Source organism: Pseudomonas morbosilactucae (assembly GCF_023241665.1).
GTDB lineage: Bacteria > Pseudomonadota > Gammaproteobacteria > Pseudomonadales > Pseudomonadaceae > Aquipseudomonas > Aquipseudomonas morbosilactucae.
In genome coordinates this window covers 1-12,051 of the sequence record NZ_JALQCX010000013.1, presented here as the reverse complement: position 1 = coordinate 12,051, position 12,051 = coordinate 1, and the positions used below count along the sequence as shown (strand labels likewise).

Sequence of the window (12,051 nt, the reverse complement as noted above, 5' to 3'; positions counted from 1 at the left end):
CGTATTAGTGCGTGCTCTTCCGCTTCTAGAGGATTAATCTGATCGAGCTGTCTGCCTATTATTGCAATAGGCATTTATTTGACGCTCGCATTCGGCTCCTCAGAGGACTGGGTATGAAGAACGGATTTTTCAGCGTGAGGCGCGCCTCGCCCACGGCCCTGTTGTCTGCTGTGCAGCGGTTTGCTGTGCCGTCGAGCCCCCGTTCATGAGGTGGCGCCAGACGTTTCAGGCACGGATTGCCGGAGTGTTGGCGGTACTGCTGCTGGTGTTGATCGGTGCGGTGTATTTCGCGGTGAAAACCGCCACCAACCAGGCGGTGGAAAAGCAGGCGCAGATTCAACTGAACATCGGCTCCCGGGTCTTCGAACGCCTGCTCGACCTGCGTGGGCGCAATCTGCAGCACGGGGTGGACTGGCTGGTGGAGGATTCGGAGTTCCGCCGTGCCGTGCTCAGTGGCAAACCGGCGGATATCCTCGCGGCCCTGGGGCAGCACCGTAGCGGTATTCGTTCCAGTCAACTGTTCGTGCTCGACCCGCAGGGCACGGTGATCGCCAGTACCTTGGCGAGCATCGTTCGCGATCAACCCTTTCCCTACGACCGGGCCTTGCGCCTGGCCTTGCGACAACACAAAAGCATGCTGATCGTCGCCATCGATGGTCGGCCTTTTCTGTTGGTGCAGGGGGATGTGTTGTCGCCGTTGCCCATCGCCCGAGTGGTCATGGGGTTTGCCATGGATGACCAGTTCGCCAAAGAGCTGCGCTCCATGAGCAACCTGGAAGTGTCGTTTCTGGCGGTGGATAACCAGACGCCTGGTGAACTGTTCAGCACTCAAGAGGCGCCGTTCTGGACCCCGATTATCCGCGCCCTGGGCGACTCGGTATGGGAAGCACTGCCCCAATTGAGCGAGGTCCATGGCAAGCGTTTCCTGAACAAGGCCCTGCAACTGGCCAACACCGGCGACACTCGAGACCCCAAGGTGCTGGCGCTGTTGCAGAGCCCCCTGGAGCATTCGCTGGAAGCCTTTGCGCCCCTGGACAGCCAGTTTCTGGGGATCGCCCTGGTGGCCTTGCTGTTGTCGCTGCTTGCGGCCTTGCTGATGGCGCGTCGGGTGTCCCGGCCGCTTGAGGGGCTGGCGCTGGCGGCTCGGCGCATCGGTGACGGTAATTACCAGACCCCGGTGGTGGCCCGGCGCAGCGATGAGTTCGGGGTGCTGGCCGAGGCTATCAACGCCATGCAAAGCGCGATTGCCACCCGTGAACGGCAACTGGCCCATAACGCCCTGCACGACCCGCTGACCGGGTTGCCTAATCGCGCTTTGGCCATGGAACGCCTGAGCAGCACGATTGCCGCGCGCCGCAGCGTGGTGTTGCTGTACGTGGGGATCGACAACTACCGGGCGATCAATGAAGGGGTCGGTCCTGACGGGCTGGAGCAGATGATGCGCGAGGCCAGTCGACGCCTGTCGGAGGCGCTGTCCCTGGGCGACACGGCGGCGCGCATCACCGCCAATGAGTTTCTGTTGTTACTGGAAAACACCCAGGTCGATGGTGCGGTGGCCATGGCCGATCGCTTGCACACGTTGCTCAGCCGGCCTCAGGTGATCAATGGCGACGAAGTGCGGCGGCAGATCTGCATCGGCGTGGCGGCTTACCCCACGGATGGCCAGTCCGCCGAAGAGTTGATCAGCCGCGCGGCCATTGCCCGTCACGACGCCGCCAGTGCCCCGGGCTATTTGCAGATCTACCAGCAGGATCGCGACCTGGCTCATCAGCGCCAGATCAGCCTGATCCGCGACCTGCGCCGGGCCGCGGCGGAGGGTGAGTTGTTCCTGCATTACCAGCCCAAACTGGATCTTCGCCGTAACCATGTGCATCAGGCCGAGGCCTTGCTGCGTTGGCAGCACCCCGAGTTCGGTGTGGTCTCGCCGGCAGAGTTCATCCCGCTGGCGGAGCGCACTGGCAGCATGGGCAGCCTCACTGCCTGGGTCATCGAGGAGGGTATTCGCCAATTGGCCGAGTGGAATCGCCGGGCGTTGTCTGTGCAGCTATCGCTGAATATCTCGGCCAATGACCTGGAGGACGAGGGGCTGGCGACACGGGTCAATGCCTGTTTGCAGCGCTATCGGGTGTCGGCCGGGCAACTGGTGTTCGAGATCACCGAAAGCGCCATCATGCGTCACCCGGAACAGGCGCTGGCGGTGTTGCAGCGTTTGCGTGGCTGCGGCATCAGCCTGTCGGTGGACGATTTCGGCACCGGTTATTCGTCCCTGGCGCAGTTGCAGCGCTTGCCGGTGCAGGAGTTGAAGATCGACCAGTCGTTTATCCGCAACCTGGACGACACCAGCGGTGACGCGGTGATCGTGCGCTCGACCATCGAAATGAGCCACAACCTGGGTCTCAAGGTGGTGGCGGAAGGGGTGGAGTTCGCCGGCAGCCTCAAGCTGCTGAAGGATTGGTGTTGTGACACCGCCCAGGGTTACCTCATCAGCCGGCCCTTGGATGCGAGGGCATTCGAAACCTGGCTGACGAAGTCGCGGGTACTGGTCTGAGCCCCTGTGCTCAGGCCGGTTTCCAGAACGCCAGGTCTTCTACATAGCGCTCGATATCGCCCATGTCATCGGCCCCCAGGCTATTGTCAAAACGTTCGGACAGCAGCTTGCGCACTTTGGCCAGGCGGTTTCGCACCTGGCCATCGACCACGAAACCGGCCGTGGCGGCATCGAAATCGAACTCGGGGTTGAAGAGGGCATGATCTGAAATCTTGCGCAGCGAAATCAGTATGTATTCGATCTCACGCAACGCCTCCAGGGCCACCGGCCCCGGCAGCACGATCTGTTGGTTGGCCTCCAGCAAGACGGGGGCAGGGGTGGATGAAGCCGGTTTTTCAGTGCTCATGGCGATCCTGTCAGTGGATGAAGGCGGAAGGAAGCGGCCATCGGGGACGATGGTGTTAGGCGGCGCTCGATCATTGCTACGGACATAACGCGCTCAGCAGGCCCTGGGCCTGAGCCAGGCGGTCGCGCAACGCTGCCAGGCTCCGGGCCTGTTGGCTCGACAGCGGCTGCTGCCAGTCCTGGTCCTTGATCACCAGCACTCGAAAGGCCCCGTCTTTATCGAATTCGGGGTACCAGCCCACGTCCAGCAGCAGTTGCCCTGGGTATTCGACCTGCAGCAGGTCTTCCTTGAGTGCGTCGAGTTGGCGGGCCAGGGGCTGATCGGTCAGGTGCGAGAGGTCATCGAAGCGGATGTTTCCCGTGAGCAGGTTCAAGTCGAACAAGGGGAGTTCCTTGGTATCGGCCGGGCAGGCATTCAGTGGGCGCGGGCTTCGGCTTTGGCCAGCAGGCGTGTCAGTTCAGGCTCGACCTCTGCAGCGGGCAGGCGGGCGATGACCTCCTGGATGCACGAACGGTACTGCTGCTCGATGGGCGTCTCGCACCAGTCGAGGTGGTAGATCGCCAGGACCCGAACATCCAGGTAGGGGGATTGCGCCAGCAGGCGTTTCAGCAGGGCGATGCAAGGTGCCGTGGGGGCTTCCCCAAGGGCGGTCGCACAGCGTTGTTGCCAGTATTCGGGTTTGCTCAGCAGCACATCGGCGAGCTGCTGCCACGCTATGGGGGAGAACTGGTGCAGCACGCCTTTGGCGACGTGCTCGGTGATGTATTCATTCCAGGGGGCCTCTGGCGAGTCGCCCAGCCAGTGCTCCAACTGCTCAAAACCCTTGTCCGCGTCGTCCCTGTGCATGATGCCTCTCCGGTGGTGGCGGCCGATGCTGCCCTATTTCGTTGAGGCTTCCCAGCCCGTTTCTGCGCTCAGAGGATCTTTTCCTGCAGGCGCCGCCCCAGCACATCCAGCAGGTCGCAACCGTCGCGCAGGGGGATGACGCACAACTGGGCGAAATCCTGGAGCAACGCGGGGTTGTTGTGGAGGTCGTCGTGGCTGGCGATGTTTTCCAGCAACTGGGCGGCAGCGCGGATGCGGTGGGCCGCTGCTTCATGCAGAACATCCAGCGGGACCTGGGTGTCGATCAGCAAGGCGGGGATGTTGCAGTCGTTACTGGTGAGGGACATATAGCGCTGCTCGGCAGGTGCGCGATCACCTGGGTGGGTTGTCATGGTGTGGATGCCGGCTCGTCGTGATGGGAGGGGCCACAAAGCGGCGCGGGGTGCGCCGGGCTGCAAACAGAGAGGGGGCGCGCGTCTGCCAATGAAGGGGCGGTGACAGGCCAAACCATACTCAGGGGCGCTCGGAGGAACAAGCTGTGGCGTCCGCTACGAGGGGTAGGAAAAGTCTGTATTCACGGTGGCGTGGGCTGAGGGGGTTACAGGCGCCGCAAAAACGAACTGATGATGGTCCGGGTGGCGGGTTTTGCATCCACCTCGCTGGCCACGGCATACGGGCGCCACTGGATGGCGGCGATCTCGTTTTGCGGGCGCGCATCCTGGGGGTTGCTGACCGAGGCCTCGAACACGTGATGCACCACGTTGCCGCTGCTGAATTGCAGCAGGTACAGCAGTTCCTGGACATCGAGCCCGGTCTCTTCGCTCAGTTCGCGGGCAGCGGCTTCGGCGGGCGACTCGCCGGGTTCGACCTTGCCGCCGGGCAGGGCCCATTTGCGCTTGTCCTTGCGCACCAGAAGAATGTTCCCATCTTGCGCGCAGATCACGGTGGCTCTGTTTTTCATGGATGCACCTTCATGGGCGGCTGGAACAAGGGCTGCACTGGATGAATGCGGTGCGGGGCAGGAGTATTCATTAATCTGTCACAAAACGGTCATATTTGGCTTCGACGCAGAAACGATGCCAAAAGTCATTCCGTAGCCTGAAAAAGCCTGAAACAGTTAAACGAGCCTTGGTCGACGGCTTGAACGAGGCACAAAAAAAGGCGGCTACCCGAAGGTAGCCGCCTGTTTCAACACGGCCGTTGGCGCTTATTTCGGCAGTTTGTAGGCAATCACGTAGTCACCCATTTTGGTGCCCAGCGAGCCGTGGCCGCCCACGACCACCAGCACGTACTGCTGGCCATCCTTGCCGGTGTAGCTCATCGGCGTGGCTTGGCCGCCGGCTGGCAGGCGGGACTTCCACAGTTCCTTGCCGTTCTTCACGTCATAGGCACGGATGTACTGGTCCAGGGTGCCGCTGAGGAAGCCGACGCCCCCGGCGGTGACCATGGAGCCGCCCATGCTCGGTACGCCGATAGGCAGGCCGATCGGCACTGGCGAGCTGTCGCGGCTGGTGCCGTTCTTGTGTTTCCACACCACCTTGGCGGTGGTCAGGTCGACACCGGCCACATAGCCCCAGGCCGGAGCCTGGCAGGGCACGCCGAACGGCGACATGAACGGGTGCATGATCACTGCGTAAGGTGCGCCGGCGTTAGGTTGCACGCCCGAGGTTTCGCTTTCGCGCTTGCTGTCGGCGGCCACTTCGGCACGCGGCACCAGCTTGGACACGAAGGCCATGTAGTTCGGGCTGGTGAACAGCAGTTGGCGGACCGGGTCCACCGAGACGCTGCCCCAGTTGAACACGCCGACGTTACCCGGATAGACCAGGCTGCCCTGGATCGATGGCGGGGTGTACTGGCCTTCGTAACGCAGTTCCTTGAACTGGATGCGGCACAGCATCTGGTCAAATGGCGTGGCGCCCCACATGCCTTTCTCTTCCAGCGGCGGTGGCAGCAGGTTCAGGTCGGAACGGGCCTGGGTCGGCGCGGTGTGGTCACCTTCGACGGCGCCGGTAGGGGCCGGTACTTCCTGGATTGGTACGATTGGCTTACCGTCGCGACGGTCCAGCACATACAGGCTGCCTTGCTTGGTCGGCTGGATCAGTGCTGGCTTGACGCCGTCCGCGGTCTTCATGTCCAGCAGGGTCGGTTGGCTGCCCACGTCCATGTCCCACAAGTCGTGGTGGGTGAACTGGTAGTTCCAGCGCAGCTTGCCGGTGTCGAGGTCCAGGGCCACGGTGCCGGCGCTGAACTTCTCGGCGCCCGGGCTGCGGTTGCCGCCCCATTGGTCCGGCATCTGGTTGCCCAGGGGCAGGTAGATCATGCCCAGCTTCTCGTCGACGCTGGCCAGGGACCACATGTTCGGCGAGTTGCGGGTGTAGGTGCGGCCTGCCGGCAGCGGGGTGGTTTCGTCGGGGTTGCCGGCGTCCCAGTTCCACACCAGGTGCCCGTCATGCACGTCGAACGCGCGGATCACGCCGGAAGGCTCGTTGGTCGACTCGTTGTCGGTCACGTGGCCGCCGATGATCACCAGGTTGCGAGTGATGGCGGTAGGCGAGGTGGAGTAGTAGCCGCCCGGGGTGAACGGGCCGATGCCGGCCTTGAGGTCCACGGCGCCTTTGGTGCCGAAGTCTTCACAGACCTTGCCGGTGTCGGCATTGATGGCGATCAGGCGCGCATCGGCGGTCGGCAGGAACAGGCGACGCGGGCAACTGGCGGCAATCGCCTTGCCAGCGTCCGACAGGGTGGCCGGGGTGCTGATGGCGTCGGCCTTGGTGAAGTTGGCTTCGTCGTAGTACGACACGCCACGGCAGGTCATGTGCGCCCAGCCACGGAAGTCATCACCGTTGGGGCCCTGGATCTGCGGGTCGAAGCGCCAGATTTCCTTGCCGGTGTCCGGGTCCAGTGCCAGCACCTTGCTGTGGGCGGTGCAGGCATAGAGCATGCCGTTGACCTTCAGCGGGGTGTTCTGGTTGGTGATCTCCACCGGGTCCTTGGCGGTCGGCATGTCGCCGGTGCGGATGCGCCAGGCTTCCTGCAACTGGCCGGCATTGGCCGGGGTAATCTGCTTCAGCGGCGAATAACGGTCACCGAACTCGGTGCGGCCGTACGCCTGCCAATCGCCTTCGGGCATGGCCGGTGCGGTGCTGGCCAGGTCACTGGTGTCGCGGCCCAGTTCGCCGGAGATTTCTCCCGGGTGGGTGAACTGGCTGCCGATGGCCGAGCCGCCGGCGAGGATCACGGCCACACTCAGTACCGCAGTGCCCAGGGGCGCCGGGCCGTTGCGCAGCAGCGGACGGCGGAACCAGGGCAGCAGCAGGACCACGCCCAAGACGAAGAACAGCGACAGGCGCGGCACCAGTTGCCACCAATCCAGGCCGACTTCCCACAGTGCCCAGACCGAGCTGGCGAACAGCACCACCCCGTACAGGCCCAGCGCGGCACTGCGCCCCGCCAGCAGCAATATGCCGGTGACGATCAGGCCGAGGCCGGCCAGCAGGTAGTACAGCGAGCCGCCGAGCATGCTCAGCTTGATCCCCCCGGCCAGCAAGGCCAGGCCCATTAGCAGCAGCAGGATGCCGAGCAGATTCGGCAGCAGGCGGCTAGGACTTGAAGCACCCTCAGTGCTCATAGTGTGGTTCTCCGTGACGTTAAGAGTGTTCCCGCGCTTGTTCACTGTAGATGACGTTCAGGCGCGGGCATGGTTCAGCAAAAAAGTGTTCGGCGCAGCGAGGTGGATCAGAACGAACTCTGGATCTTGATCCCGCCGATCAGTGCGTCATCGACCCGGTCGACACCGCCCGGATGGCGGATGTACTGCAGGTTGGGGCGCACGGTCAGCCAGTTGCTCAGGTGCACGCCGTAGTTCAGCTCGGCGCTGTATTCGGTGTCTTGCACAGGCAGGTAGGCCGGGTTGTCGTAGTCGAAGACCACGTTGGCCTGGTTCGTCGCCTCGGCGTTCTTGCGGTACGCCGGGTTGACGTGGACCCGGGCCACGGCAAAGCCGATATCGTCTTTTGCCCGGGCGTCGAACGGCCCCTTGTAGACCAGGCCGGCCTGGACGTAGTTGTCGATGGCGTTGGTCTTCTTGTCGTGCATCGTCACGTTGGCGAACACACTCAAGCCCCGGGAATGGTCGCTGGACAGGCTGGTGACCTGCTGTTGCGCGCCCAGCCACAGGCCGTGCTTGCTCGAGCTGCTGCGGTAGGCGTCGCCGCTCAGGGCCGCTGGCTGGCCGTTGCCGTCTTTATAGACGTCGCTGGCCTTGGCGCTGCTGTAGTAATAGCCGGCGCGGTATTCGCCCGGCAGCCCGCCGAGCTTGGGCGTCCACACCAGTTCTACTGGCAGCAGGGTGCCTTGGGTGCCGCTGCCGCTGAGCTTGAAGCCGTTGCCGCGGTCCAGGTTGGACGGGTTCTGCTCGTAGGCGCCGACCTGGGCATAGAGCTCCGGGGTCAGGTGATATTTGACCCGCAGTGCCCATTGGCTGACCGGCCAGTTGTACCAGACGCTGCCGGCCCAGTTGCCCACCTGGGAGCCGCAGAACGCCAGGTTCTGGAAGTCGCAGGGGAAGCTGTTGAAGTCTTCGCCCTGGCCGAAGCGGCCGGCCTTGATGTCGAGCTTCTGGTCGAAGAATTTCTGCTGGTACCACATTTGCGTCAGGCGCCAGGTCTGGCCGCGGCCCCAGACCTCCTGGGCCGAGGTAAAGCCGCCGACCCGAGGGTCGTTGATGCGGTCGTTACTGATGTTGTTGCCGCTGCGTTCGGTGATGGTCAGCTGGAACTCGGCGTCGCTCCAGCCAAGGATCTTCTCCAGGTCCAGGTGACTGCCGAAGGCGAACTGATCGCTGTAGCGGGCAGCGCGGTCATGGTCGTAGCCACCGTGCAGGTTGGCGCCCACTTCGCCGACGTAGTCCATCTTGAGGTCGTAGCCCTGGCGAGCCAGGTCTGTGCGCGTGCCGTTCCAGTCGCCGAGCATCCAGGTCGAGTCGCTGTCGAAGGCGGGCGCCGCGTGAGCGCAGCTGGCAAACCCCAGGGCGCTGAGCAGAGCCAGGGCTTTGTGGCGGGCATTGGGGTGTGAGACAGCGCTGTCTTTAAAAGTAGGTACGTCAGGCATAAGGATGAAATGGCAGTCTTTTTCTAGAAATGGGCTGGCATCAGGCGGCATGCGGCGGGGCGAAGCACCACGGCAAACGGCTGATTTACAAGAGAAGGTGAAACGGTTCTGCTTTGGGACGGGAAGGATAAAGCGCCGTCTCGTGGAGAGAAAGCGCTTTTCTTGACATGAAGCATTTCGAATTTGGTAACAGTGGCGATGGCGCCACCTGATTCAGCGCGGGTTTTGCGCCGCGCCCAGCACGGACTTGTCCCGGGTGTAGGTGAGCACGCCGTGAGCCACCAGGCCGAAGATCAAGCCCCAGAACGCCGCCGCCAGGCCGAGGAAACTCATGCCGGAGGCGGTCACCAGAAAGGTGATCAGGGCCGCTTCCCGTTGTTTTTCGTCAGCCATGGCACCACTCAGGCCAGCGCTGATGGCGCCGAATAGGGCGAGGCCGGCCAAGGCGGCAATCAGCTCCTTGGGCAGGGCGGCGAACACCGACGCCAGGGTCGCGCCAAACACCCCCATGAGGAGGTAAAACAGCCCGCAGGCGATCCCGGCGATGTAGCGCTTGTCCTTGTCTTCATGGGCTTCGCGGCCGGTGCAGATGGCGGCGGTGATGGCCGCGAGGTTGATGCCGTGGGAGCCGAAGGGTGCCAGCAGCACTGACGTCAGGGCCGTCCAGGACACGATGGAGCGCGCCGGGGTGGTGTAGCCGGCGCTGCGCATCACCGCCATGCCCGGGACGTATTGCCCGGTGAGGGTCACCAGGGCCAGGGGCAGGCCGATGTTGATGATCGCGTGCCAGTTCCACTCGGGGGCCATGAAGATCGGTTGGGCCACTGCCAGGGTGATGGAGCCACCGTTGAATTCACCTAGGCCGGCGGCCACTGCACAGCCCACCAGCAGCACCGCGAGAATCGCGTAGCGCGGTGACAGGCGCTTGCCCAGCAAGTAGGCGGCAATCATGGCCAGCACCAGGGCCGGTTGCAGGGTCACCGAGGTAAAAAGTCCGGCGCCGAAGCGGAACAGAATGCCCGCCAGCATGGCGGCGGCAATGGCCTTGGGCAGGCGGCTCATCAGCTTGTCGAAAGCCCCGGAAAGCCCGACCACGGCAATGATCAACGAGGCGACCATGTAGGCGCCGATGGCCTGGGGCAGCGACACCGTTGGCAGCATCGACACCAGCAGCGCCGCACCGGGCGTGGACCAGGCGGTGATCACCGGCACCTTCAAGCGCCAACTGAGCAGCAGGCCGGTGAGGCCGCTGCCGATGGAGATGGCCCAGATCCAGGATGACACCTGGTCGCTGGGCAAGTGGGCTTCGCGGGCGGCCTGGAACACTATGATCAGGGGGCCGGCGTAGGAAATGATCACGGCGATCAGGCCGGCGATCACGGCGGAGAGGGACAGGTCCTTTCTGAGACTGTGCATGGCATCTCGACTGGCGTGGAGTGGGAGTGGGATTGAATCGATTGAGTTGATGGTGGTTGAGTGTATTTCAACGAATTGAATCGATTCAATTGTTTCTCGACTTGGTTTTATCTCTGAAGCTCTTTGTGAGGAATTAACTTGATGATTTATAAGTATTTATAGGGGGTATAAAAAATCTATCGAGTCGCCTGCGGTTTTTCATGTGCGTGTTAATCGAATCAATCCACTGATTGAGTCGATGCAAGAGGCGAGTGATGGCCTGTGATATGCTCCGGCCCACTTCAACGCAGCCGAGGGTCATCAGCCTCTATGTGGGTTCCCCAGTTAAGCGAGTTCAACCAGCCGGTCTACCTGTCCATCGCTGACGCCCTGGCGCGGGATATCGGCAGCGGATTGTTGAATGACGGTGATCGCCTGCCGACCCTGCGGGAGCTGGCGGTCACCCTGAACGTCACCCCCGGCACCATCAGCCGCGCCTACAGCGAAGCCCAGCGTCGTGGCCTGGTGCAGGGCGAGGTGGGGCGCGGCACTTATGTGCTGGCGCAACCGGCGTTGATGGTGCCTGAAGGGTCCAGCGCGCCGTCCCTGTCCCTGGGGCAATCCGAAGCCTTGGACTTGTCGATCATCAAGCCCTACAGCGAAACCCTGGAGTACTGGTTGCGGGGTGCTTTGGTGGGCATGGCCCGCAGCAGCGACTTCGGTCGCGCCCTGGACTATGCCCCGGACGGCGGCCACCCGGCCCATCGCGAGGCCGGTGCCCAGTGGTTGCGGCACGCGTTGCCCGAAGCCCATTGGCAGCAAGTGGTGATCACCTCGGGTGCCCAGCACGGGCTGATGGTGGCCATCGGTGCTCTGAGCAATGCCGGGGACCTGGTGCTTTGCGAGTCGTTGAGTTACCCGGGCATTCTCTCCGTGGCCCATGGCCTGGAGCGGCGCCTGCGGGGTGTGGCGATGGATGAGGAGGGGATGATTCCCGAGGCCCTGCGCGAGCAGTGCCTGCGGGAAAAACCGGCGTTGCTGGTGTGCGTCGCCAGTTGCCAGAACCCCACCACGGCGATCATGTCGCCAGGGCGTCGCGCGCAAATCGCAGCGATTGCCGAAGAGTTCGACTTCCTGATCATCGACGACGACATCTACGGGTTTCTCGCCACCGATCCGTCGATCAAGCCGCTTTCTACCTACGCGCCGGAGCGTTCGGTGTACCTCACCAGCCTGTCCAAGGCGATCATGCCGGCGTTGCGCGTGGGCTATCTCTACAGCCCGCCGAAGTTGCTGTCGCGCCTGAGTTCGATGGTGCGCAGCAGCGTGTGGATGCCCTCGCCCCTGACGGCGCAGTTGGCGAGCAATGTGATTGTCGAGGGGTTGGACCGCAAGCTGGTGCAAACCCAGCGCACCGAGGCGGCGGCGCGCCAGGCCATCGCCCGCGAGGTCTTTGCCGGCCTGCAGGTGCAGACCCAGCCCCATAGTTATCACCTGTGGCTGACCTTACCGGAGCCCTGGACCGGCGATGAGTTCGCCACCCTGGCCCGGGCCAATGGCGTGCTGGTGATGAGTGGGACTCAGTTCCAGGCGGAGCGCGGCGTCAGTTCGCGCTGTGTGCGGGTGGTGCTGATGTCGCCCACCACCCAGGATGAGCTGCGCTTTGCCCTGACCCAACTGGCCAGCCTGATCGACGCCGACCCACGGCGCTACCGCTAACCCCGGAACGAACATCGCTCTCACGAACGCCCTCGCCCTGTAGGAGCCGGCTTGCCGGCGATAGGCCTTGGAGCGGACATCGTTCTCACGGACGCCATCGCTGGCAAGC

Annotated in this window: 10 protein-coding genes; 2 read left to right on the top strand and 8 right to left on the bottom strand. The window is 63.3% G+C overall.

Going from position 1 to position 12,051, the window contains the following annotated elements:
• Positions 1–205: 205 nt before the first annotated feature.
• Positions 206–2,548: a putative bifunctional diguanylate cyclase/phosphodiesterase gene (locus M1B35_RS09560; RefSeq protein ID WP_268261780.1), complete on the top strand. Its 2,343-nt coding sequence runs from the start codon at positions 206–208 to the stop codon at positions 2,546–2,548.
• Positions 2,549–2,558: 10 nt separating this feature from the next.
• Here the strand turns inward: M1B35_RS09560 and M1B35_RS09555 are convergent, their stop codons facing one another.
• The 8 genes from M1B35_RS09555 to M1B35_RS09520 all read right to left on the bottom strand — a co-directional run bounded on the left by M1B35_RS09555 (position 2,559) and on the right by M1B35_RS09520 (position 10,244).
• Positions 2,559–2,894 carry a hypothetical protein gene (locus tag M1B35_RS09555; protein ID WP_268261779.1) on the bottom strand — a complete coding sequence of 112 codons (336 nt, stop codon included), beginning with the start codon at positions 2,892–2,894 and terminating at the stop codon, positions 2,559–2,561.
• A 76-nt stretch (positions 2,895–2,970) separates the two neighbouring features.
• Positions 2,971–3,276: a hypothetical protein gene (locus M1B35_RS09550; RefSeq protein WP_268261778.1), complete on the bottom strand. Its 306-nt coding sequence runs from the start codon at positions 3,274–3,276 to the stop codon at positions 2,971–2,973.
• A 32-nt stretch (positions 3,277–3,308) separates the two neighbouring features.
• Positions 3,309–3,740, bottom strand: coding sequence for a HEAT repeat domain-containing protein (locus M1B35_RS09545; protein ID WP_268261777.1), 432 nt, complete (start codon positions 3,738–3,740; stop codon positions 3,309–3,311).
• 68 nt (positions 3,741–3,808) lie between these two features.
• Entirely contained in the window at positions 3,809–4,111 is a 303-nt protein-coding gene (locus M1B35_RS09540; protein WP_123328728.1) for a hypothetical protein, read from the bottom strand.
• Between the two features lie 206 nt (positions 4,112–4,317).
• Positions 4,318–4,680, bottom strand: coding sequence for an NUDIX hydrolase (locus tag M1B35_RS09535; protein WP_123328727.1), 363 nt, complete (start codon positions 4,678–4,680; stop codon positions 4,318–4,320).
• Between the two features lie 246 nt (positions 4,681–4,926).
• Positions 4,927–7,347, bottom strand: a complete 2,421-nt coding sequence (locus tag M1B35_RS09530) for a glucose/quinate/shikimate family membrane-bound PQQ-dependent dehydrogenase (RefSeq protein ID WP_123328726.1) — start codon at positions 7,345–7,347, stop codon at positions 4,927–4,929.
• Positions 7,348–7,454: 107 nt separating this feature from the next.
• The gene (locus tag M1B35_RS09525) at positions 7,455–8,828 is read right to left on the bottom strand and encodes a carbohydrate porin (RefSeq protein WP_268261776.1); all 1,374 of its coding nucleotides are present in this window, start codon (positions 8,826–8,828) and stop codon (positions 7,455–7,457) included.
• A gap of 213 nt (positions 8,829–9,041) precedes the next feature.
• Complete coding sequence (locus M1B35_RS09520; protein ID WP_268261775.1) at positions 9,042–10,244, bottom strand: benzoate/H(+) symporter BenE family transporter; 1,203 nt, start codon at positions 10,242–10,244, stop codon at positions 9,042–9,044.
• Positions 10,245–10,553: 309 nt separating this feature from the next.
• On the opposite strand from M1B35_RS09520, the gene M1B35_RS09515 reads away from it, so the two are divergent.
• The gene (locus M1B35_RS09515; protein WP_268261774.1) at positions 10,554–11,942 is read left to right on the top strand and encodes an aminotransferase-like domain-containing protein; all 1,389 of its coding nucleotides are present in this window, start codon (positions 10,554–10,556) and stop codon (positions 11,940–11,942) included.
• Positions 11,943–12,051 lie beyond the last annotated feature (109 nt).